21 protein-coding genes are annotated in these 22950 nt (G+C 40.2%); 1 reads left to right on the plus strand and 20 read right to left on the minus strand.

What is annotated here, in order from left to right:
• Nucleotides 1–371: 371 nt before the first annotated feature.
• From A3217_RS05120 to A3217_RS05195, 16 genes are all read right to left on the minus strand, one after another.
• Nucleotides 372–1976: a hypothetical protein gene (locus A3217_RS05120; RefSeq protein WP_066388665.1), complete on the minus strand. Its 1605-nt coding sequence runs from the start codon at nt 1974–1976 to the stop codon at nt 372–374.
• A gap of 42 nt (nt 1977–2018) precedes the next feature.
• Entirely contained in the window at nt 2019–2420 is a 402-nt protein-coding gene (locus A3217_RS05125; protein WP_066388411.1) for a GtrA family protein, read from the minus strand.
• A gap of 19 nt (nt 2421–2439) precedes the next feature.
• Nucleotides 2440–3159, minus strand: a complete 720-nt coding sequence (locus A3217_RS05130; protein WP_066388412.1) for a glycosyltransferase family protein — start codon at nt 3157–3159, stop codon at nt 2440–2442.
• A 154-nt stretch (nt 3160–3313) separates the two neighbouring features.
• Nucleotides 3314–3718 (minus strand): glycosyltransferase family 2 protein, encoded by a 405-nt coding sequence (locus tag A3217_RS05135; protein ID WP_066388415.1) that lies wholly within the window; start codon nt 3716–3718, stop codon nt 3314–3316.
• Nucleotides 3719–3890: 172 nt separating this feature from the next.
• Nucleotides 3891–4913 (minus strand): uroporphyrinogen decarboxylase, encoded by a 1023-nt coding sequence (gene hemE / locus A3217_RS05140; RefSeq protein ID WP_066388667.1) that lies wholly within the window; start codon nt 4911–4913, stop codon nt 3891–3893.
• A 24-nt stretch (nt 4914–4937) separates the two neighbouring features.
• Nucleotides 4938–5966 carry an aspartate-semialdehyde dehydrogenase gene (locus A3217_RS05145; RefSeq protein ID WP_066388669.1) on the minus strand — a complete coding sequence of 343 codons (1029 nt, stop codon included), beginning with the start codon at nt 5964–5966 and terminating at the stop codon, nt 4938–4940.
• A gap of 79 nt (nt 5967–6045) precedes the next feature.
• Complete coding sequence (locus A3217_RS05150) at nt 6046–6936, minus strand: energy transducer TonB (protein WP_066388670.1); 891 nt, start codon at nt 6934–6936, stop codon at nt 6046–6048.
• Nucleotides 6920–8050, minus strand: coding sequence for a hypothetical protein (locus A3217_RS05155; protein ID WP_156471863.1), 1131 nt, complete (start codon nt 8048–8050; stop codon nt 6920–6922). Before A3217_RS05155 ends, A3217_RS05150 begins: the two co-directional genes overlap by 17 nt.
• Nucleotides 8051–8097: 47 nt before the next feature.
• Entirely contained in the window at nt 8098–8451 is a 354-nt protein-coding gene (fliN, locus tag A3217_RS05160) for a flagellar motor switch protein FliN (RefSeq protein ID WP_066388673.1), read from the minus strand.
• Entirely contained in the window at nt 8451–8864 is a 414-nt protein-coding gene (locus A3217_RS05165) for a chemotaxis protein CheX (RefSeq protein WP_066388674.1), read from the minus strand. The genes fliN and A3217_RS05165 overlap by 1 nt, the downstream gene beginning before the upstream one ends.
• 51 nt (nt 8865–8915) lie before the next feature.
• Complete coding sequence (nth, locus tag A3217_RS05170; RefSeq protein WP_066388675.1) at nt 8916–9560, minus strand: endonuclease III; 645 nt, start codon at nt 9558–9560, stop codon at nt 8916–8918.
• 242 nt (nt 9561–9802) lie between these two features.
• The gene (locus A3217_RS05175; RefSeq protein WP_066388676.1) at nt 9803–10564 is read right to left on the minus strand and encodes an ATP-binding cassette domain-containing protein; all 762 of its coding nucleotides are present in this window, start codon (nt 10562–10564) and stop codon (nt 9803–9805) included.
• Between the two features lies 1 nt (nt 10565).
• The gene (locus A3217_RS05180; protein ID WP_066388678.1) at nt 10566–11294 is read right to left on the minus strand and encodes an ABC transporter ATP-binding protein; all 729 of its coding nucleotides are present in this window, start codon (nt 11292–11294) and stop codon (nt 10566–10568) included.
• Nucleotides 11291–12127, minus strand: coding sequence for a nickel ABC transporter permease subunit NikC (gene nikC / locus A3217_RS05185; protein WP_066388679.1), 837 nt, complete (start codon nt 12125–12127; stop codon nt 11291–11293). Before nikC ends, A3217_RS05180 begins: the two co-directional genes overlap by 4 nt.
• 8 nt (nt 12128–12135) lie before the next feature.
• Entirely contained in the window at nt 12136–13074 is a 939-nt protein-coding gene (locus tag A3217_RS05190; RefSeq protein WP_066388682.1) for an ABC transporter permease subunit, read from the minus strand.
• Between the two features lie 160 nt (nt 13075–13234).
• A complete protein-coding gene (locus A3217_RS05195) occupies nt 13235–14989 on the minus strand; it encodes an ABC transporter substrate-binding protein (RefSeq protein WP_066388684.1) in 1755 nt (584 codons plus the stop codon).
• Between the two features lie 248 nt (nt 14990–15237).
• Between A3217_RS05195 and A3217_RS05200 the strand changes: the two genes are divergently transcribed.
• A complete protein-coding gene (locus A3217_RS05200; RefSeq protein ID WP_197456878.1) occupies nt 15238–17529 on the plus strand; it encodes a TonB-dependent receptor in 2292 nt (763 codons plus the stop codon).
• A gap of 42 nt (nt 17530–17571) precedes the next feature.
• On the opposite strand, the gene A3217_RS05205 is transcribed toward A3217_RS05200, so the two are convergent.
• The 4 genes from A3217_RS05205 to fdh3B all read right to left on the minus strand — a co-directional run bounded on the left by A3217_RS05205 (nt 17572) and on the right by fdh3B (nt 22944).
• Nucleotides 17572–19689, minus strand: coding sequence for a methyl-accepting chemotaxis protein (locus A3217_RS05205; protein WP_066388688.1), 2118 nt, complete (start codon nt 19687–19689; stop codon nt 17572–17574).
• Between the two features lie 511 nt (nt 19690–20200).
• Nucleotides 20201–21052 (minus strand): formate dehydrogenase accessory sulfurtransferase FdhD, encoded by an 852-nt coding sequence (gene fdhD, locus A3217_RS05210; protein WP_082807881.1) that lies wholly within the window; start codon nt 21050–21052, stop codon nt 20201–20203.
• A 164-nt stretch (nt 21053–21216) separates the two neighbouring features.
• Nucleotides 21217–22293, minus strand: coding sequence for a formate dehydrogenase subunit gamma (locus A3217_RS05215; RefSeq protein WP_082807882.1), 1077 nt, complete (start codon nt 22291–22293; stop codon nt 21217–21219).
• 18 nt (nt 22294–22311) lie between these two features.
• Nucleotides 22312–22944, minus strand: coding sequence for a formate dehydrogenase FDH3 subunit beta (gene fdh3B, locus A3217_RS05220; RefSeq protein ID WP_066388690.1), 633 nt, complete (start codon nt 22942–22944; stop codon nt 22312–22314).
• Between the last annotated feature and the right edge of the window lie 6 nt (nt 22945–22950).

Raw genomic sequence — 22950 nt, forward strand, 5'->3', positions numbered from 1 at the left:
TATCGCCTTCGCGGGAGTGAATCCCGCTTCAGCTCCGCTTCGCGCGCATATTCAACGCGGTTTGGTTGATTGAATTCTAAGATTCTGTAATGTTGTTTTAGAATCCTTAGATTCTATTCCTTAAAATTATATCGCCTTCGCGGGAGTGAATCCCGCTTCAGCTCCGCTTCGCGCGCATATTCAACGCGGTTTGGTTGATTGAATTCTAAGATTCTGTAATGTTGTTTTAGAATCCTTAGATTCTATTCCTTAAAATTATATCGCCTTCGCGGGAGTGAATCCCGCTTCAGCTCCGCTTCGCGCGCATATTCAACGCGGTTTGGTTGATTGAATTCTAAGATTCTGTAATGTTGTTTTAGAATCCTTAGATTCTATTCCTCTCCCCTTTTTTCACATCTCACATATTCACAAATACTTATTACAAACCCTATAAACGCAACCACACCTAAAGCAGTCACCGGCGACATATAACGCGTTTCAGGAACCGTTGAAAATGCCGCGATAAAAAATGCGCTAAAAAATCCTGCAAATCCAACGCTAAAAGCAAAGAGAATCAAGACTCTTAACTCCTTAGATTCTCTAAAAATATATTCTTTATTACCACGTCTTAGGATTTTTGCAATCTTGTCACAAAGCCAAGCTAGCGCATTTCCAAGCCTCTCTTTCTTAACACACAAAAGCACAAAGCTTAGAATCATCACCACAGCATTTGTCACAACACCTACAATGTGATTGAGCGTAAATCTATGCTCAAATAAAAATGTATAGATTTTTTCACGCAAGGGACTAAAGCTCACGCTACGTTCATTTTCTGGAAAAGGGGAGACAACGCTCATATGCCAAGGGTGCGATGGCTTTCCTTGCATTTGCTGAGAGTTAAATATCCATCCCGGATTCTGTATCCACATCGCTTTGATAAAATCACCCTCTAATCTTAAAAAATTATTCGGATGCTTTAATGCTGCTTTGAAAAATTCCCTATTAAGTCCTTTAAGTTTTACATTTGGCTTAAATGGACGCACATCATCATACGCCCAAAAGACATTCATCGGGTCTGCGTTAAGTGGGTAGTTATAAAACACTTCTTTAACATTCTCCCAAGTTTTGCCCTCCGCATACCATTCTTTTCTAAAACAACTAGAATCATTAGCAGGCACGCAAGAGCCGGCAATTTTATGCAATACCATATGGTTTGCAGGGTATGCTTTATTAACCACAAGCATTTTTGGCACACCAACCACAATGCCAAGACACAACACAGCACTAATAAATAACGAGACTATATACCAATAAACAAATTTTTTTCCCTCTAATCTGCGCAACAATAAATAACAAATCACAAAAAACGCTGGATATACGCTAAAAATCGCATTATGACGCCAAAGAATAGCAAAAAATAACAAAATCCCCACAAGTACCCACAGCACCACACGCCAAACCCTACACAAAGGCACAAGCACTAAAAACAACAGCACACTATACGCACACAAAAGCATCATAGGCAGGGCAAAGCTATGATATTGAATGAAATTTTGAAAATAAATATTCCCAATAAAAAGTGGAAAAAGTGCTAAAAATGCAAATTTACTCCTAAAATGGATATACAATCCACACACTAAGAATCCTAAACCCACATACAAAGGCACAAGATTAAAAAGAAACAAATAATATAAATGCCTTCCAAAGCATTTGTATAAAAACTCCATCACATAAGCAATAAACACAGGGTGCGCGTCATTTTTTACCAATGCAATAGAATTATAAGTATCTCCAATCACGTGATACCCCGGAAATCCAAGCCAAAATTGAAACGCAAACAGCGCACCCAAAAGCACCAAGCTAAAAGCTAAAAAGCCTTTGTCTTTTTTAGTAAGTGATGCTTGCGCACAAGAGCCAGATTCTCTATCTTTCTTAAAAAACTCCTTCACCCTCACACCAATTCCCTTTAAAACATTCATCTTAGTGGTTGCATTCATTTATTTACTCCTTTGTTTAGTTCCATTTCTTTTCATCATTCTTTACTCCCTATACACAAATCTCTTTCTTGCAAAGAATCCAAAGAATGCCACGAAAAATGACGCAATGACTTTTGCACCCAAAGCTTGCATAGAAAAAAACTCAACAAGAATCCATAAAAGCGCGGTATTGAGACAAAGCCCTATGGTGTTGATTATGTAAGTAGCAAGGATTTCATTTTTTGAGCATAAGCAATTTGCCCCAAAGACATACTTTCTATACACCACCATACCTTGCATAGAAAGCAGCACAAACATCACAATTGAGCTTACAACATAATGCACGCCTAAAAAATAAGTCAGCACATAAAAGCCGCCCCATTCACAAAGGCTTAGAATCCCACCTAAGAGAAAAAAGCGCACAAGCTTATTTGAGATGATTTTGCTTAGCATATTCTTACCCATCTTTAGCTTCTCTCTTTGCTTAGTCTATTTTCTTGTGATGAAGATATGCTATTCTGCGAGATTCTCTAATGCCTTTAACAATCAAATGCGCGAGCATTCCAGCCACGCCTAGCACGACACCAATAACCCCCACTCCAACGCACACAAAGAGCGTAGGATACCTAGCCACTGCGCTTGTCTCTAAAAACTCCAAATAAATATCAACACCAACAAAAAATGAAAGCACAAAGCACAACGCACTTAAAGTTCCAAACACAAACAAAGGACGTTCAGTAAAAAGAAGTTGGAAAATCATAAAAAGGATTTTAAAGCCATCTCTGAAAGTGTGAAGTTTAGAAAAGCTCCCTTCTGGACGTGGCTTATACGAGGTTTCTATCTCATCTACGCGCAAATTCTGCTGCAAGGCAAAGACACTTAGCTCTGTTTCTATTTCAAAGCCCTTACTTTGGGCTGGGAAGCTTTTAACAAAAGCGCGAGAAAAGATTCTGTATCCGCTAAGCATATCATCAAACTGCTTACCAAAAAAGAGGGCTGCTGTGGCACTTAGAAGTTTATTGCCAAAGCTGTGACCGATTCTATGCACGCTATCGTGTTTGCTGCGGGCGATATTTAGCATATCGAGTTGGTTTGAATGAAGTTGTGCTATTGCGCGAGGCAAGATGCTTGTGTTGTGCTGTGTGTCCCCATCTATCATCACATAAATATCAGAATCTAGCAAGGCAAACGCATCAGCTATCACCGCACCTTTGCCCTGTGTGGTGGTGGTAAAAAGGGAGAGTTTGGGGGAAGTAGCGTGAGAGTGGGTGGATTCTTGGAAATGATGAGATTCTAGGGATTGGGTGGATTCTTGGGGTTGATTGGATGAGGATTGAGATTGGGTGGAATTGGATTGGTTAGATTCTGCCTTTAAGCTGTTTGCCCCCCCCCCTCATAGCAAAATCAATAGTGCTAGCTTGGAAGTATGTTTGGGAATCTATCCCATTAATTGTATCGCCTTGTGGGAGTGAATCCCACTTCGGCTCCGCCTCTATTCCCTTAATGCTATCACCTTCGCGGAAGTGAATTCCGCTAGTCTCCGCCTCGCGTGCATACTCGGCGTTTTTTGGTTGTTCTGGGGCCGATTCTATGCTTAAGGACTTGATTTTTTCTAGCACGAGATTTTTTGAATTGTCTGTTGAGTTGTTATCAAAAACTGCGATATGCGCTTGAGGCAGGATTGTTAAGATTTCATCAATCACTTGCAAAATCGTGCGCTCTTCATTAAACACAGGGATAATCACGCTAATTTTAGGAGGCATTGCAATTCCTTTTTTAAGATGTTAGATTGCTTAAAATCTCTAGATTCTAAAAAACTTCAGAATCTAGCAAAGTGCAAAGATTGAAACGCAAAAACAAAAGGTTGGGATTCTATCCAAAAAGAGAGGGATTGACAAGGGGGGGGGGATAAAACTGCAAACTCCGAAAATCCCTCTAACGCTTTGTACGCTCACGCACCATTTTAACAAGCTCGATAACATTTTGACACGGAAGGTCTGGAATCATACCGTGTCCGAGGTTGAAAATATGTCCGCCATTTTTTCCCATTATTTTGATAATGTAATCCACGCCCTGCTCCATTTGCGCTTTGTCATACAGCCTTGCTGGCTCTAAATTCCCCTGCAACACATACTTTGCGCCTAGCTTTGCTTTAGCTAACTCTAGCGGTGTGCTCCAATCCACACCAAAAACATCAAACTCCCCATCTATGGAATCTAAAAATCCCGCAATTCCCTTTGGGAAGCACATCACAGGGATATGCGGATATTTATTTTTGAGATATTTTGCAATGTCCTTAATGTAGTGCCAGCTAAACTCCAAATACGCCTCTTTCTCTAACGCGCTAGCCCAGCTATCAAAGATTTGCACAGCATTTGCACCGGCTTCTATCTGCGCGCTCAAATAACCCTTGAGCTCCTCGCTAATCTTTGCTAGCAACGAATGCAAAAGCGCGGGATTGCTATAAAGCATTTTCTTGCTTTTTGCATAAGTTTTGCTCCCCTGCCCCTCTATCATATAAGTCGCAAGCGTCCAAGGCGCACCACAAAAGCCAATAAGTGCCTTGTCTTTTGCGAGCTTTTGACGCACAGAGCTTATCGTATCATAGACATAAGAGAGGTTCTTATACGCACCGACTTTGAGGCTTTCCACATCGTGTGCGGATTCTATCGTGCGCCCAAATTTTGGTCCCTCCCCGCTTACAAATTCAAGCTCCAAGCCCATTTCATAAGGCACGACTAAAATATCGCTAAATAAAATCGCCGCATCAACACCCAAAATATCCACCGGTTGCAATGTTACCTCCGTTGCAAGCGCGACATTTTGACACAAATCCAAAAAACTCCCCGCTCTCTTACGCACCTCTTTATACTCGCTTAGATACCTACCTGCTTGACGCATAAGCCAAATTGGCGTATATGGCGTTGGCTTTTTAAAACACGCATCGATAAAAATCATTCTTTGTCCTTCATTAATTTTTGTTTAAGCATTTTGCTTTACCCACTCTTGGGCGATTCTCACGGCATTTGTCGCAGCACCTACGCGGATTTGGTCCGCCACACACCAAAGATGCAGAATCTTTTTGTCAAAATTATCCACGCGAATGCGCCCCACATAAGTTTCATCGGTATCTGTGGCAATGAGTGGCATTGGATATTCTTTTGCTTGTGGGTTGTCAAAAAGCACGATATTTGGCGCATTTTTGAGAATCTCGCGCGCAGATTCTGCGCTCACTTCTTGTTTAAACCTAATGCTAATCGCCTCGCTATGACTACGCAAAACAGGCACACGCACGCAAGTAGCGCTTAACTCGAAGTTTGAGTGCATAATCTTGTTTGTCTCATTTATCATTTTCATCTCTTCTTTAGTGTAATCGTTGTCTAAAAAAATATCAATATGCGGGATTACATTAAGCGCGATTCTGTGCGCAAACGCCTTTGGCTCGCAAGATTCTAAATCAAAGGCAAAGAATCTCTGCATTTGCGTTACAAGCTCTTCCATACCACTTTTTCCCGCGCCAGAGACGGCTTGATAAGTGCTAACATCTACGCGCGTAATGCCAAAAGCCTTGTGCAGTGGGGCTAGGACTTGCACCATTTGGATTGTTGAGCAGTTTGGATTTGCCACAATGCCACATTTTTTGGCAAGTGCGATATCAGCGGGATTGACTTCAGGCACGACAAGTGGGATATTTTCTTGCATACGAAAAAAGCTTGTATTATCAATCACAAGCGCACCGGCTTTTACCGCACTTGGGACAAAACGCTCGCTCACGCTTCCACCAGCAGAAAAAAAGGCGATTTCCACGCTATGTGTCGCAAAAACAGAATCTGTGGTTTCTAAAATCGTATATTGCTTGCCCTTAAAACTCACACTCTCCCCCGCACTGCGCGCACTTGCAAGCGGGATAAGATTTTTAACAGGGAAATTCTGCTCTTCTAAAATTTTGAGAATCTCCTCTCCCACAGCCCCGCTCGCACCGACAACCGCCACAACAAATTCTTTTTTCATCGCCTTAAGCCCTTTCTTAAAAATATCTTAAATATTGCCAAAATCCGCAAAAAACGCGCATTATAGCAAAAAAATTCCACTAGTAATAAAACAGCTCCATACTCACGCGGATTCTAATAAGCGTCTTGCTAAGTGGGCGCGGATAGTCTTTGTAGGCGATTTCAATCGTGCGTTCAGAATTTCTATCCAAAATCACATAACCCGAGCTTTTGAGAAGTTTAAGCTCGGAAATATCGCCATTTGGGTGCAGATAAAATTCCACGATATTCATACCCTGCTGTCCGAGCCTAATAGCGTCCTTTGGGTATGTGAGATAGCGCGCGGTAATGCGCCCAATATCGCGCAGGTTATTGATGATGAAATCGCGTTCCACCACGCCATAATCGCCAAATTCCTCGCCATAGAGCTCTATCACATCGCGCTTAGTGATAGTATCCACATTACTATATTGAGAGAGAATGCGCGAGAGTGGCGCTGGCTCTTTAGCCTGCACACCACTTTGAGAGTTAAGGCTTAGGGATTGTAGATTGAGAGAGTTTGGCACATTTTGGGCATTTTGTGCGCTTTTAGAATCTTGTGCGCTTTGGGAATCTGACATATTTTCAGAATCCTTAGAATCTTTGTTTGAATTTTGCAAATGGTTCATTTCTCTTTTATTTTGAATATCTTTAGAATCTTTTTGGGTATTTTTTTGTGGATTGCTTTTGTTTGAGGTTTGGCTTTGCATTGTTGGCGGTATTGGCGCACCTTGTGGTGCACGCGCAAGATTTGTATGCGTATTTGGCGCGTCTTTAAGAAAACCAGAAATTTTAATTTTTTGCGGATTCTGCCCCGTGCCACTTTTAAAGCGCAAATTTTCACTTTTCCAAAAATATACAATCACAAGCACCGCGATTATCGTGCTATGCAACAAAAACGAAAAAAGCAGGCTAAGAGATAGGCGCTTATTTGGATTAGATTCTCTGGTCATTTTGCAGGTGTTTGAGACGTTGCTCTTTTTGCTCTAGGAGTTTTGCAAACTGCGAATCCTCGATGATTAGGTTATTTTGAATACTGACATCTTCGCTTGCAGTGTTTGCATTGTAGCGCTCAAGCAAGGTATTTCCGTGCTCACCCATAAGCACCAAATAGCGATAATTGCCCGCTTCGATGACAACAAGACTATTTTTAGAATCTATTCTTTTTTGCAAACTCACCTTAAGATTTATTCCTTTTGTCGCAAAGGCACTATTTTGCGCGAGTAGCGAGGCGAAGTTACGCTCTTTTGGCTTCAAAAAACCCTTCACCCACAATAATACCAACAATAAAATTACCATCACACCAATCACAGCCACATAGCGCCAAGTTTCTAGCTCTAGCACATTGTTTCCAACCATGTTTTGAAAATCTTGCATGGCTTGGGTAGTTTGCACATCTATTATGCTTTCTTGTGCCGTATTTTCTTCCATCACGTTTTGTTGCACGCGATTTTGTACCTGTGAATTTGCTTGTGGATTCTGCACATTTTGAGAATCTAGCGCACCTTGCCCCTTGTTTTTTGGATTCTGCAAATTTATTTCTTTTGGCTCGTTTTGCACAAAATTTGGTGGTTTTGGAAGATTGAGCATTTGCGCGCTAATATCACTTTCTTGCGAGCTTTGCGCAGGTGAAGTTTGAAACGTCCTATTCATTAGCATTTCAAGTTGCGTTGGTGGGGGTGTGATTTTTTTAAACACAATTTTATAGGTCTGCAAATCCTTTGAGGCGCTTACTTCCATTTCCATTTCCTTTGGATTCCCAACGCCTAAAATATACAAAGATTCAGTAATGTTAAAAACCTGCACTTCGCTAAGAAATGAGCCACTTATGCGTTTGTTTTGACGCATAGCACTTGCTTTGTCAAAAATCAAGCCCTTATACTCATCTTGCGAAGTCGTGCGCGGTGTGAAAGTGTAAGGTGTATCAAAGTAAAGCAAAACCTCGTTTTTATCCGCACCTGTGAGAATCTCCACCTTTTGAGCCTGCACGCCAAAACAAGGGGCAAGCCCAAATAAACAGGTAAAAAAGAGAATCTGCGCCAACCTCATAACTCTAACCTTTTGCATTTTTGCATTCTTGTAAAAAATTTATTTTGAAGCTTTCTTAAGTTTTGTTAAACCTTTTCGCGCGTGAGGTAATACACAATCGCATTGGAATCTAAAATCTCATTAATACGAATGGCGAGGTTTTTTTCATATACCATAACTTCACCTTTCCCTATCACACGCCCATTTACAAATGTCTCTATGCTCTCCCCCGCAGGCTTGCCAAGATCGATTATTGAGCCTTTTTCAAATTTCAAAATCTCGCCTAAGGGAATCTTCGTGCTACCAAGCTCGGCGTTAAAAACAACTTCCATATCAAGCAAGCCGTTGTAATTTTGCATCATATCCTCAAGATATGTCGCAAGCTCAATTTCCTTTGCAGTATGGATTCTCTGCTTGTCTAGGATTGATTCCCCAGCCATTATTTTACGCCCCTCATATAAATCCCGCAATGTCCGCGTTTAAGCTTAAAATGCAGTCCGCTATCATAATCTTTCAGTAATTTGTAGCCCACATAAGTTGGCACAGAAATATTAAAGTTTTTTTGCTTCTTAGCAGCAATGACTTTTGCGTGCCCTACGACAAGATTTGCAAGCTCTTTTGCCATATCCTCAAGCGCGTCTTTGCTCGGATTTAGTTCATCGATTAATTGCGCGCAAAAGATTCTCAAAAATGCCTTATCAAAAAGCAAAAACACATCTCTACTGACCTTGCCATTTTCAAGCATACTAATCTTTGTTAAATACCCCTTTTTGAGTGGAAGAATAGAATCTTTTGGACTCTGCGAAATGCTCTCCTGCACGACTTCCACAAAACTTTGATGAATAATATCCATATCTTAAACCCTTATGATAAAGTAAAGCTCGCATTATAAATATTTTGTCGTTTATCTTGGCTTAAAATTCTCTTTATTTTTACACAAATCGCTAACAAAACATTCCGCGCAGTTTGGTTTCACAGCCTTGCAAACATAACGTCCAAAAAGCACGAAAGCCTGATGTAAAATGGAAAGATTATCTTTAAATTTTTTAGTGAGTTCAGATTCTGTCTCAAGTGCGCTCTTTGCATAGCTCAACCCCAAACGATGTGAAGTGCGAAAAACATGCGTATCCACCGCCATATAATTTGCTTCAAAAAATTCTATTAGCACCACATTTGCCGTCTTTTGCCCCACACCTGCGAGAATCTTAAGCTCTTCTTGCGTGGTGGGAATTGCGCCATTAAAGTCCCGCATTACTTGTTGCGCCATTTTAAGGAGATTCTGCGCTTTGTTGTTAAAAAATGAAATAGACTTTATAAGTTCTTTTATATCCTCTAATTGCGCGCAAGAAAGCGCCTTGATATTTGGATAACGCGCAAAAAATGCAGGCGTTACGATATTTACGCGCTTATCAGTGCATTGAGCAGAGAGCATCACACACACGAGCAATTCATACAAATTATGATACACAAGTTCAGTTTTTGCATTTTTGTATTGTGCTAAAAAACGCTTTTTAATCTCGCTAATCTCGGTTTTCGTGGCTTTTTTCATAAATACTAGAATCCTTCCTATTCCTTAAAATGTATCGTCTGCGCAGTCAAATCCCGCCTCTATTCCTTTGAATGTATCGCTTTACAAGAGCAAAGCCCCTGACAAGCTTCGCTTCGCGCCCACACTTGACGTTTTTTGGAAGCTTTAAGATTTGTAGATTCTGCAACGCGGTTTTAGAATCCTTAAAAATCAAAGTTTGTGAAAAAATATTTTAACATTTTTTAAATGCAGGCATTCAACGCTCATTCCAGCATTTCAAGGAACTTGAAAAATTCCTTTTTGTCGTTTGTGAAAGTGCGTGTGTCTATGTTTTTGATAATCTTGCCCTTATCCATAAACATAATGCGCGAACAAAGCGTGTGGGCGAGAAAAAAATCGTGCGTGATAAACAAAAACGAGCAATTAAGCTCCTTGTGTAAATCCTTTAGCAAATCCACGACAATTTCTTTCAATTCATAACTTAACGCAGAGGTAATCTCATCTAACATAAGAAGTTTTGGCTTTATGAGCAAAATTTTCACCAAGCAAACCCTTTGCGCTTCCCCGCCAGAAAGCATAGCTGGGTATTTATAGAGCGTTTGCAAATTAAGATTGAGCTTTTCAAAAAGTGGCGCGATAAGTTCTATCATTTTTTGCTTTTCTTTGATATTGAGGAGATTTTCGAGCGGTTCTTGCAATGATTGCAAAATATTCAAACGCGGATTAAGCGAGCTTAGAGAATCTTGAAAGGTGATTTGCACTTCCCTATAAAAAGCCCTTTGCTCTCTTAATGAAGTCAATGCAAGTGGTTTATCATCAATAAAAATGCAATTTTTCTCCGCCTTTTCTAGCCCAGCAACAAGTCTTGCTAAGGTGCTTTTCCCACAGCCACTTTTGCCAACTAAGCCAATAATTTCGCCCTGTCGTATTTCAAAGCTCACATTTTCTAATACCTGCTTTTTATGCTTTGCAAAAAATGTGTGTTGCAAGTAGGAATGCGATAAATTTCTAACGCTTAAAGTCATTTTATGCGCCTTGTTTAAAGATTGAAGCAAGCCCGCTAGGACTGAAAGGAAAATCCAAGTATTGCGTAATCTCGCCATTTTTAAGAATATATATTTTATCAGCAAAATGTGCGGCAACTTCCAAATCGTGCGTGATAAATAAAATCCCCAAATTGCGTTTTTTACGCACTTTTTTGAGAATCTCTAAAATCTTGTATTGCGTGAGCAAATCTAAATCTGTGGTGATTTCATCAGCTATCAAAAAAAGTGGATTTGCCGCTAACGCAAGCACAATCATAACGCGTTGCAGCATTCCGCCACTTAGCTCAAATGGATACAACCCCAAAACTTCCCTTTCAAGCCCCACTTCTTGCAAGGAATATTCCATAAATGCCAAATCCGCGCGCATACCAAGTGCTTGAAGTGTTTCAACATAATGGCTTTTTATGCTAAAAAGCGGATTAAAGCAAGTTCTAGGGTTTTGCATAATGATAGAAAGAGATTTTTGAGCAAAGTTTAGGCGCGCAGATTCTGTGTTTTCTAGCACCTTGCCATTAAGCAGCACTTCTCCACGCGTCTTTGTGAGATTATCAGGCACATAGCCACATATTCCTAGCCCAAGCAGACTTTTCCCACTTCCGCTAGGACCTATCAAAACACCCACTTCACTAGAATCCACACTTAAACTTGCATTCTTAATAATCTCTTTATTGTGATACGACAAGCAAAAATCTTTTATCTCCAGCCTCATTTCAAGTCCTCTAAATCACTATCCAAATAATCTCGCAAGCTATCACCTAAGATATTAAACAATGCAATGCTTACAAACAACGCCACGCCGGGATAAAGCACAAGCTCAGGATTGCTCCAAATATAATCTTTACAATCACTTAGCATAACGCCCCATTCCGCAAGCGGTGGTTGCACGCCAAGCCCTAAAAATGACAATCCCGCGATATGCAAAATAATATGCCCAATATCCATACTCGCAAGCACAAGGCATTGTGTTAAAATAGGGGCTAGCATATTGCGTTTAAAACTTTGAAACGCACTTGCTCCATAAGCTTTTGAAAGCAATACAAACTCTTTGTTTTTCAATCCAAAAACAATGCTCCTTACAATCCTAGCATACCACGCCCAGTGCGTAAGTGCGATTGCGATGATGACATTGCTTAAGCCGCTGCCTAAGATTCCAACGAAAAAAAGCGATAAAACAATCGTGGGAAGGCTAAAAAATAAATCGCAGATTCTCATTATAATCTTATCCACCCTACCACCGATAAATCCGGATATTGAGCCTATGCTAATCCCAAAAAAAAGTATTAAGCATACAATAGCAAGGCTCGCTCCAAGCGAGATTCTCGCACCATAAACTAAACGCGTAAAAATATCTCTCCCCAAATAATCCGTGCCTAAAAAGTGTGTAAAACTTGGAGGTGCGAATTTAGAATCTAGCTCAATTTCATTTGGCACATAAGGCAAAAATAATGGCGCAAAAAGCGCAAATAAGGCAAGAAACACAATCAAGCTCAGTGATATTTTCCCGCTTAGGCTAAATTTTTTATGTGTAAGATTTTTTTGCATATTGTTCCTTACTCGCACAGATTCTTGCGGATTCTAGGATCTAGGATGGCATAAAGAATATCTATTGCCAAATTGCACAGCGCAAAAATTAGGCACATAGCCACCACAAAACATTGAATAATGGGATAATCGTGATTTGCAATGCCTTGAATACTATAAAGCCCAATGCCGGGTATTGCAAAAATAGATTCTATAAGCAACGCCCCGCCAATAAGCTCTCCTATATGCATTCCAAATGCCGTAACAATAGGCAAAGACGCGTTATATAAAATATGTTTTACAATGATTTTATGCCTGCTTAAGTGGCGCAATTTCGCATAAATAATGTGGCGCTCTTTTTTGACTTCTAGCATACTTGAGCGGATAAGCCTTGTATTAATGCATGCGGACATAAGCGCAATTGCGATGGAGGGCAAAATAAGGGATTGTATATTTTCGAGTCCGATTGCTGGAAGCCAACCCAAATACACGCAAAAAATCAGAATCAAAACAAATGCAAACCAAAAATTTGGAATACACACACCCAAAAAGCAAAAAAACCTTATAATAATATCAGGTGCTTTGTCTTTGTAAGTCGCGCTAAGTGCGCCAAGCGGGATTGAAAGCAACACAATAAGCAAAAATCCACCAAGTGTGAGATACAGAGTATTTGGCAAAAAATACAAAAAATCAGCCCTTACTTCTCTACCTGTCATATATGAAGTGCCAAAATCTAGCACGACAGCCTTTTTCAGCCACAAAATATATTGCTCCAAAATCGGCTTATCAAGCCCAAAATCTTTTGTGATTTCCTCCACGAGTTCTGGCGTTTGCACGAGATTTGCAGAAAGCAAATATTGTGCTACCGGGTCAGTACTATTAAGTCTTAACAACACAAAAATAAGAAAAGACGCCACCAAGAGCAGCGGGATTAGAGAGAGGATTCTAAAAAAGATATATTTCAACATAGGCTTTGGCTTTTATGAGCGCTTCACACACGCAAACTTTTGCAAATCATATCTCGTGGGGATAAATCCCGCTTCACGCACATATGGAATCTTTTTAATTGTTTAGATTTCTGTGGATTCAACGCTTGGCTGATTCTATTCTTTAACACTTTATGCGCGCTCATTTATAAAATTCCCAAAAATTTATTTCTGCCGGATTTATGCCCGCCCTTATGCCTTTGAGCTCTTTTATAGAAATGGCTTTATTTTTTTGATAAGTAAGCGGGATATAAATATTCAAATCATACACGCTAGTAAGGAGTTCTGCTACTTTTTGCCCAAAAGCTGGGGTGGCAGGACTTGTATCCAAAACCACAGAATCTATTGCCTTATAGATTTGCTCTTTTTGTGCGAGATTTTCCAAAACCGCATAGCCCAAATGCCCATAATGTTTAAATGAATACAACATCATCAATGGCTCATAAGGCGTCCCCCAAGTCCCATCAAAACACATATCAAATGCCCCTGCGGTAGTTTTGTTTTTATAAATAGTTATTTCAGTTGGGACAAGTTTTAGAAAAATCCCAATTTCTTTTAGTTGCTCTCGCAAAATCTCACCCATAGCTTTTTGCGAGGAATTATTACCAATATAAATAAGCTCTAGTTGTATTTTTTGAGATTCTATTCCTTTAGATGTATCGCCTGCGCTGGAATAAATTCCGCTTGTCTCCGCTCCAGCTTCGTTATACTTCGCTTGCGCGCGCATACTCGTTGTTTTTTGAGGGCTTAGACTTATAGATTCTGTCCCGTTATCTGGTTGCTTAGATTCTATTCCTTTAGATGTATCGCCTGCGCTGGAATAAATTCCGCTTGTCTCCGCTTCGTGTTCATACTTGTTATTTTTTACTTGATGAGATTCTAGTAATTTCACCGCAGCTTGTTTATCAAATTGTGGGGCTTGATAGGAAATATTTGCATAAGGTCTATTTGGCGCATACAGCAAAGAAGCAACTTCTTGATACTCACCATACACCGCCTTCACAAGTGCTTGCTTATTGATAGCTTGAGCGATGGCTTGACGCAGATTCCTATCTTTTAAAAAAGGATTGTTTGGGTTTAACACAAGACTTGTAGTGCTTGTAGGGTCGCTTAGATATGTGTGAAATTCCCCACTCTGCGCTACTTTGCTAAATATCTCAATGGGAATCTCATCAAGCCCATAAATCATATCCACTTGCTTTGTTTTTAGCGCAATAAGCTTTGCGTTTGGCTCGATGATGATTTTTGTCTGTATGATGTCAAAGTAGATTCCATTATATTTGTCCTTATTCCAATAATAGGGGTTTTTCTCAAAGCTATCACTCACGCCAAGCACGCTTTTTGTCAGCATATAAGGACCTGTGCCAATGGGCTTTGGGTTAAAATTAATCAAATCCAAATCCTCTGGAATCTCGCTAGGTGCGACAAAACGATAAGGACGAATAAGGCTTAGCTCCTCAAGCGTGGCACTATAAGGTGATTTTAGGATAATAGCAATGGTGAAATTATCCCTTATCTCCACACTTTCTAGCTTGCTTGAAAGCGCGCTCCAAGAATGCCTTTTAGCATTTTTTATCACAGAATCTAGATTCTTTTTCACCGCATATGCGTTAAATTCCTCACCATTAGAAAATTTCACACCCTTTCTTAGCGTAAAAACATAAGTTTTAGCGTCATTTTCCAACTTCCAAGAAGTCGCTAGCGACGGGATAATACGCCCATCATAATCAGTTTTTACCAAACCTTCATAAATCATATTTTGCGCCCACATTTGATTGTGTGCATAACCTTGCGGATTCATCACGCCTGCATTGCTTGAAGTGGCTATTTTTAGGATATTTTGCGCCCACACAAAAGAAAGCATAAAAATAAAAAGAAGTATTGCGCGAAAAGACATCATCAATCCTTGTTGTAAATTTAGATTTTTTAAGGCTTGTAGCGCTTAGATTGTAGCCAAAAATTACAATTGCGGTATCAAAATAGCTTATTTCGGCAATGCTTTTTGCAAAAAAGAAGCTTTGTTTATAAACTTGCGATACTTTAGATTTTTAGGACATTTTAAAAGCTAAAGCCTGCAGAATATTCTTAAAAAAATTAAGAAAGATTCTCTCAATGCTTTGTGAAAAGCAAAATTTAAGGATACAAATGAATATCACAGCAACACAAACGCACAAATTCGCCATCTTTTGCCTGCTTACTGCAAGTTTCATCAATCTGCAAGCCCAAGATTCACAGCCACAGAATCTACAACAAACTCCACAAGACACAAAATTTCCAAATGAAGTCCATAGGCTACAAACCGCGAAAGTAAGCGCATCAAAAAGCGCACTCACCCTTGAAGAAGCCCCGGGAAATGCGACAATCATCACTGACAAGCAGATACATTTACGCCCGAACTCTAAGATAAGCGATACACTACGAGGAGTGGAGGGCATAAGGCAAAGTAAATCTCGCGGACTAGATACTTTTGATTCTCTCACAATACGAGGCATACAAAATGGCGCGATGATTATGCTTGATGGCGTAATTTTAAACGACTTAAACAACAACACAAAGCTAATCACCGCACTAAACCCTAGCGATTTAGCGCAAGTGGAAGTCATACGAGGACCTTTCTCAAATCTCTATGGCTCTGGGGCACTCTCTGGGGCGATAAATTTTGTAACTTCAATGCCACAAGATTTTGAAGTCAAAGCAAACTTAGGCTATGGGAATCCATTCCTCAAGGACACCGCACAGCAAAACCTTACTAGAGGTTTTTTCTCAATAGGCGATGCCCTGCTTGATAAAAAATTAAAATTAAAACTTAGCTACGCCTTTAGCGCGTCGCAAGGCTATCCCGCTGATAGTGCCTTTGTGTATCCAAATGACACCATACTTACAAGCACCACGGGCGCGCTAGATTCTCAAACAAAAGACGGCGTGCCTATCAAAATAGTCGGCGATATGGGAAGGCAAGCCTACCAAACCCACGATATAAAGCTAAAAGGACAATACGACCTTGAAAACGCAAAACTTGAAGTAGGGGAGTATTTCAACCTCTATGCTTATGACCACACAAATCAAAAAAGCTACTTAAAAGATTCTCAAGGAAATCCTTATTTTGGGGATAATTCCAACACTTCTACAACCTCAAACAGACCTTTGCCTATTTATTTTGGCATCAATATTGGGAAGGAAAAATCTTACACAAACCTAGCTTATATAGGTTATCAACACTACTTTAGCGCATTAGAGCTTCATATCAAGTATTCAAGAATTGACACTTGGCGCTGGTTTAATAACCCCGATGGTGGAACAAATACACTTCAAGCAAACACAACAATGCAATATGGTGAAGGCTCACAACAGCAAGATAAATTCACGCAAAATAATCTTGATATTTTTGCAAGCATTCCTTTTGAATTTGCAAATACAAAATCACAAGAAATTCTCTTTGGCACACAAATACGACAACTTGGAATCTCTAGCAGCACGCACACTATCACAAATTGGAAAGATTTTTTAAGCACGCAAAGTGGCTTCAAGTCCTCGCAAGGCGGTAAATCTCTTGTTGCGGGCGCATTTTTACAATGGCAATCACAATGGCTAGAAAACCTCTACACGAGCTTAGGTGGGCGTTATGACTATTGGCTAGGATATGATTATCATACTTCAAACGCTGATATAGTCAAAAACAATGCAAAAACACAATTCTCCCCCAAAGCCACCATAAACTACCTGCCAACTAGCACAACAACGCTCAAAGCTAGTGTCGGGCAGGCATTCCGCACACCAACGATAAATCAGCTATTCCAGTCTCCGCGCACACTCACAGATGGCACAAAAATCGCTGGGAATCCAAACCTCGCGCCAGAAAACGCCACAAGCTTTGACATAGGCTTAGAGCAAAGAATCCTTGCAACCTATAAAGGAATTTTCAAAGCCTATTATTTTCACACAAATCTTAGCAATGTGATTTATACTTCACCAAATGGCGGTATGCCACTAAATGGCGGACGTGCGCTCATCAATGGGATTGAAACTTCTTATAAACAAGAATTGCCTCTGCATTTTGGCGTGCTAGTAACCTACACTTACACACATTCAAAAATGCTTGAAAATCCTAGCGACACAAAGCTAGAGGGTAAAAGACTTGTTGGAATTCCCGAGCATTTGGCATTTGGGCAGATTTATTATGATGATGGCAGATTTTTTGGAAGCTTTGGTGTGGAGTATATGAGCAAGCCTTTTAGCAGGGCGGATAATGCGGATACTATTAGCAAAGTGTATGGTGCGACAGATTCTTATATTTTGGCAGATGTGAGATTGGGCGCTCATTTTGCAAAGCATTACGAAGTGAGCTTAGATTTTTCAAATATTTTCAACCATAAATACTATTCCTACTACCTCGCCCCGGGCGCAAGCTTTTATCTGCAACTTGCCGCAAAGTTTTAAAGAATATTTTTGGGTTAAAAAAGCAAGAGTTTTTAGAATCCCCTAAAACCTCTTCTTATTCACATCTTCTAATATCTCTTCTGCTATGCCATTTACTCTTTGAGTAATGGTGTTTGTAGTGTTAGCTACTTCTACATTTTCTTGTGTGAGTGTTTCTAGTTGTGCTATGGCTTCATTGATTTGTCCTAAGCCTTCTGTTTGCTCTTTTATAGATTCACTCATTTCATTAACTGATTGCACCAAGACATTTACATTTGCCTCTATTTCTCCTAGTGATTTAGAAGTCCTCTCTGCTAGTTTTCTCACTTCATCAGCCACAACAGCAAAGCCTCTGCCGTGCTCTCCTGCTCTTGCTGCTTCAATAGCCGCATTTAAAGCGAGCAAGTTTGTTTGGTCTGCTATATCTTTGATAACACCTACAATGTTTTTAATATCTTCTGCTTGCTTGGTTGCATCGATTGTCTTATCACTTACATTTTGCATAGATGAACTTATTTCTTCTACTGCTGCAGCTGATTGCTCTAAACTGCTAGCTTGTGCTTGAGAACCATCTGCTAGTCTTTGCATAGAGGATTTAAGCTCATTGCTTTGAATGCTTAAATCTTTTGCAAAGTTTGAGCTAGCTACAAGCATTTTTTTAATCTCTTCACCCAAAGTGTTTGTAACCACTTCCACTCTTCCTTTAGCATCTTTTACTTCAGTGGTGAAATCTAGCCTTGTATAAGAGTCAAAAACTCTTGTTATTTCATTTGTATCGCTTCCTATCTTTTGCTCTAAGACATCAAGCATAGTGTTAAGCACATTTTTTAATTCTATCAATTGTGGATTAGCAGGATTTTTAATAATCCTTGCTTTGAGATTCCCACTTTCTATTTCTTTAGCAGTCTCTGCTGATTGTGCTATGGCTTCTTCGTCTTGAAGGAGGGATTTTTGAGTGCGGGAGATGTTGTCATTGATGATTTTTCCCATTGCTCCTAATTCATCTTGGGCTCTAATCCTGATAGTATGCACCTCTTTAGATTCATAATTAAGATAGCGGAAGAAAGAATGGAGGGTGTGGAGAACAACAGGAAGCCTCGCGCCAACAATCTTACGCACGAAAAAATACACCACTATGCTTATAAAAATCAAAACACAAAGCGCGAGTATAACGATGGTTTGTCGCAAGTCTTTGAGTGCAGCAAGTGCGGAAGATTTTGGCGTGCTAACCAAAATTGTCCATTCACTCGTATTATCCACCGTTTGGAAAGAACTCACACTCGCGTAGCTTTCTGTCCCGCCCATTGTTTCGTAATCGTCAAACACCTTCGTTTCGCCATCTTTTATAGCTTGAAACACAAGCTTTGCTCCTTCATGCGCGCTATGCTCGAAAATATTTTGCAAAATAAGATTTGTGTCTTTATGTATCGTAATAACGCCATCTCTTGTCAATAAGGCGCGTATGTCGCCCTCAAAGATATCAAGCTTAGGGTCATTTAACACACTAGAAATATTCATAAAATCAAAATTGTAGCCAATGATTCCTATAAGATTTTTCTCCCTATCAAAGAGAGGTGCAGCAATGTTTAAGCCCAACACTTCACGCCCACCAACCTTAAGAGTTGCGGGGATTCCCACATATATTGGTTGCGTTTTTCCCTCTTTCTCCTCTTTGAGAATCCTATTTATAACGGGGCTTGTCAATAGCGCATCATCGCTTTGCAACAGCGTAGCACTATTGGCATACTCGTTAGCATTATGGTATAACATAGCAAATTTACCGCTTTGTGTATAGTATTTTTTGTCAAGATTGCGAAAATTTTTGGGCGTTTCTAACAAATAAAGAAAAGTATAGGTTGCATACGCGCTATTATCAAACATATTTTTTACAACACTTTCCACATCGTGAAAATCCATCTCGTCTTTTTCCACATCCTGAAACATCGCATTGAGCGTGCTTGCTACGCCTTTATTTAGCACGATTGATTCATCTAACACGCTTTTCATATAAGTTGCGTAGTTGTTTGACGCATTTACAATCGTCTCTTCTATGCTCTCTTGCATATTTTCGCTCACTTTTTCAAGGATAACTACACTTAAAAGAAGTATTCCTATTAAAACACTGCTTACTATTGTCAAAACAAGCTTTACCCCAATACTTAAGGAACTAAACCACTTCATTTTTTTCTCCTAATGTTGTATTTTGTTGTGAATTATGGCAGATAGACATCTAAATATTTTTTTAAATGTCTTTAAGCCCAGAATTTTGAAATCCCCCAATTATGACAAAAAAAAAAAAACGCTATGCTTAAAAAATCAACATTTTTTTTGAAAATCTTACTTTTGAGGGCAACAAGGAGGTTTTAAGAAAATTTTGCAAAGAGCAGAATCTCGTAGTATGTGGAATTATTGAAGCATTAACAAAGAAAAATCTTTTATGTATAGTTTTGAAACAAAACGATAATGCAGAGGAGTAAAATTAAAGAGAGTATCAAATGAGATTCTGAAAAATCCCAACAACGCGACAAAATATCGCAACTTTAATCAACCAAAAAATACAGAATCCACAAACAAAAGCGAAGCAAAAGGCAAAACTAGAGCAAGGCAAACGAGGCGATGAAGCTAGAGCGGAGCGAATATAAAGCGAGGTAAAAGGCAAAATCCACTTCCGCAAAGGCAATACAACTAAGCCCTATCCAAAGAGTTTTTGCGCTTGGGCGTATTTCTCGCAAGGCTTGAGTTGCTGCGCGCTAAGATTTTCACTCTCGCCTAAGATTCTATAAGAATGCGTGTAGATATTGCACCGCCCACCGCGCGCAAAGCCAATAAGTGTAATGCCGAGCAATTGCGCGGATTTGACACCTAGCTCAGTGGTCGCAGAGCGCGAAATCACAATGGCGATATTATGCATTGCCGCTTTTATCACCATTTCCATTGACAAGCGCCCACTTACAACCAAAATCGCCCTTGAAGTATCGATGCCCTCTAGGCGCGCTTTTCCCACGACTTTATCAATGGCATTGTGCCGCCCGACATCTTCACTCACCAACTCTTTGCCATCTTCAAACACCAAAATCGCCTTATGCACACAACCTGTTTTCTCAAATAAATCCGTATTTTGCTCGAAATTCTCAATAAGCTCCCAAAGACGCTCTTTTGACAAGTGCAAATCCGTAGAAATAAATTTTTCTATAATTTTGCCTTCAAAATTCGCACTCACACCCACGCAACAGCCTGAAGTCAAGGTTTTTTCATGAAAGAGATTGTTGATGTTTTCTTCATTAATCTTTGCTTCCACATACACACTAAAGCCATCTTCTGCAATGCTAAGATGCGTAATGTCACTCACAGATTCTATCACACCCTCACTCATCAAAAAACCCACTGCGTGCGCGTCTTGCTCCTTTGGTAAAGACATAGTAGAAAGCAGTTTTTTACCATTAAGATACAAAGCAATTCTTTGTTCTTTGATAATAATATCCTCTGTGTGCTGGGCGCTCTCACCCTTTCTCAAGCTCACAATGGGGATTTTGCTAAAAAACATAGTATTCCTTTTAAATGTATCTCGTGTAGGTCAAATCGCACTCCAACTATTTCTTTTTGGACAATCACTTTAGTCAAAGCCAAAATAAAAACCTTGTATTCAACGGCGCGGGAGAGAATCCCGCTCTAGCCCTGCACGCATAACTTTTTTTAATGATGATACCATTAATGGTGATGTCCCGCCACGCGCATAGAATCTAGCTTGCCTTGTTTTTTCAAATCCTCATAATAGAAACTATGAAGCATTGAGACTTCCTCCTCACCCATACAGCCATTAATGATAGATTCTAACGCGCCTTCAATAGCGAATGCTGCCATGTAAATATGCGTGATAAGCAATGCCACCACACCAAAACCAAGAACATTGTGGATTAACGCCATAAGGCGCAAGGTGTTGATATCTGCTCTCTGAAAGAACATAATCGCCCCGCTAATCACCATCACAGCCCCGCCAATTGTCGCTAACCAAAACCACATTTTTTGTCCAGCGTTAAATTTATGTGCAGGGATAATGCGATTTGCCTTATCCAAATATCCGCCCATAATCACAAACCACTTAATATCATACAAACGTGGCAAGCAATCTTTAACCCACATCAAAAACATAAGCGGACCAAAAATCGCAAAAACAATCGTGCTAACGCCGTGCAAATCGCGTGCAAATCGTATGAGCGCACCACCACCGAGCTTATCACCAAAAACCATCATAAGCCCTGTTACGCACAAAAACACAAAAGGCATAGCAGCAAACCAATGCACGAAAATATTGTATTTGCTAAAAACGCGCAATTTTGACTCGTGATTATATTTCCTCGCACCAATGATTTTGTAATGCCCAAAAAACGCCAATGGCGTAAAAAGAACAATACAAAAGAAAATGAGCGCAAACCAACCATTTTGCAAAGTCGTAAAAGCCTCACCTAAACCATTCCAACCGCGAATGCCTGTGATTTTTTCTCCCATACTCAAAGGCTCAATACTCCCACCATCTCCGGGAACTACCGCACCCAGCACAACGCCTGATGTTTTGGTATCAAAACCCCAATTTTTAATCGCTTCAATTTGACGTGTGCCATAAATGTGCTTGTTATAGGAAAGATCGATTTCTTTATCGTGGATTCCGATATGCTCCGGCGCGACATAATTCCTTTTCACACCATCGCTTTGCGCACTTTGAGAATCCGCACTTAGAGAGCTTGCTAAAAGCACCACCGCAAAAAGGCTTGATATTAGTTTTTTCATTTTCGCCCCTTTGCATTCTTAGTCGCCATAGGCTTTTTTCCAAGTATAAGGAATGCGTGGCGCACCCTCACCTTTTGTCAAAGCTCTCTCGCTGATAATCGCGCTAACATCATTGCTACCACCTGCAAGTAGTGCTTTTGTGCTACACATTGCCGCACACGCTGGGACCTTGCCTTCTGCGATACGATTTTGCCCATAAAGTTGCCATTCTTCCTCGCTATGCGTTTCCTCTGGACCGCCTGCACAGAAAGTGCATTTATCCATCGCACCGCGTGAGCCAAACACATCAGATTTAGGGAATTGTGGCGCACCAAAAGGACAAGCATACAAACAATAGCCACAACCAATGCAAGTTTTTTTATCATGCAAAACAATTCCATCAGCGCGGATATAAAAGCAATCTACCGGACAAACTTTCGCACAAGGCGCGTCTGCGCAGTGCATACAAGCAATAGAGATTGACTTCTCTGCCCCCTCAATGCCATCATTGAGTGTTACAACGCGTCTGCGATTAACACCTACCGGCAAGTGATGCGCTTCTTTACAAGCCACATCACAACCATGACAATCAATACATCGCGTATCATCGCAATAGAATTTTATACGCACATGCCCGGGATCGTTAAAACCATTCATTAGATTTTCACTCATAGTTTC

It is taken from the genome of Helicobacter himalayensis (assembly GCF_001602095.1).
GTDB classification, from domain to species: Bacteria; Campylobacterota; Campylobacteria; order Campylobacterales; family Helicobacteraceae; genus Helicobacter_F; species Helicobacter_F himalayensis.

Coding starts and splice junctions, on each gene's coding strand:
- A3217_RS05120 (WP_066388665.1), bottom strand. CDS start 1,976: ATGAATGCAACCACTAAGATGAATGTTTTAAAGGGAATTGGTGTGAGG.
- A3217_RS05125 (WP_066388411.1), bottom strand. CDS start 2,420: ATGGGTAAGAATATGCTAAGCAAAATCATCTCAAATAAGCTTGTGCGC.
- A3217_RS05135 (WP_066388415.1), bottom strand. CDS start 3,718: ATGCCTCCTAAAATTAGCGTGATTATCCCTGTGTTTAATGAAGAGCGC.
- hemE (WP_066388667.1), bottom strand. CDS start 4,913: ATGATTTTTATCGATGCGTGTTTTAAAAAGCCAACGCCATATACGCCA.
- A3217_RS05145 (WP_066388669.1), bottom strand. CDS start 5,966: ATGAAAAAAGAATTTGTTGTGGCGGTTGTCGGTGCGAGCGGGGCTGTG.
- A3217_RS05150 (WP_066388670.1), bottom strand. CDS start 6,936: ATGACCAGAGAATCTAATCCAAATAAGCGCCTATCTCTTAGCCTGCTT.
- A3217_RS05155 (WP_156471863.1), bottom strand. CDS start 8,050: ATGCAAAAGGTTAGAGTTATGAGGTTGGCGCAGATTCTCTTTTTTACC.
- fliN (WP_066388673.1), bottom strand. CDS start 8,451: ATGGCTGGGGAATCAATCCTAGACAAGCAGAGAATCCATACTGCAAAG.
- A3217_RS05165 (WP_066388674.1), bottom strand. CDS start 8,864: ATGGATATTATTCATCAAAGTTTTGTGGAAGTCGTGCAGGAGAGCATT.
- nth (WP_066388675.1), bottom strand. CDS start 9,560: ATGAAAAAAGCCACGAAAACCGAGATTAGCGAGATTAAAAAGCGTTTT.
- A3217_RS05175 (WP_066388676.1), bottom strand. CDS start 10,564: ATGACTTTAAGCGTTAGAAATTTATCGCATTCCTACTTGCAACACACA.
- A3217_RS05180 (WP_066388678.1), bottom strand. CDS start 11,294: ATGAGGCTGGAGATAAAAGATTTTTGCTTGTCGTATCACAATAAAGAG.
- nikC (WP_066388679.1), bottom strand. CDS start 12,127: ATGCAAAAAAATCTTACACATAAAAAATTTAGCCTAAGCGGGAAAATA.
- A3217_RS05190 (WP_066388682.1), bottom strand. CDS start 13,074: ATGTTGAAATATATCTTTTTTAGAATCCTCTCTCTAATCCCGCTGCTC.
- A3217_RS05195 (WP_066388684.1), bottom strand. CDS start 14,989: ATGTCTTTTCGCGCAATACTTCTTTTTATTTTTATGCTTTCTTTTGTG.
- A3217_RS05200 (WP_197456878.1), top strand. CDS start 15,238: ATGAATATCACAGCAACACAAACGCACAAATTCGCCATCTTTTGCCTG.
- A3217_RS05205 (WP_066388688.1), bottom strand. CDS start 19,689: ATGAAGTGGTTTAGTTCCTTAAGTATTGGGGTAAAGCTTGTTTTGACA.
- fdhD (WP_082807881.1), bottom strand. CDS start 21,052: ATGTTTTTTAGCAAAATCCCCATTGTGAGCTTGAGAAAGGGTGAGAGC.
- A3217_RS05215 (WP_082807882.1), bottom strand. CDS start 22,293: ATGAAAAAACTAATATCAAGCCTTTTTGCGGTGGTGCTTTTAGCAAGC.
- fdh3B (WP_066388690.1), bottom strand. CDS start 22,944: ATGAGTGAAAATCTAATGAATGGTTTTAACGATCCCGGGCATGTGCGT.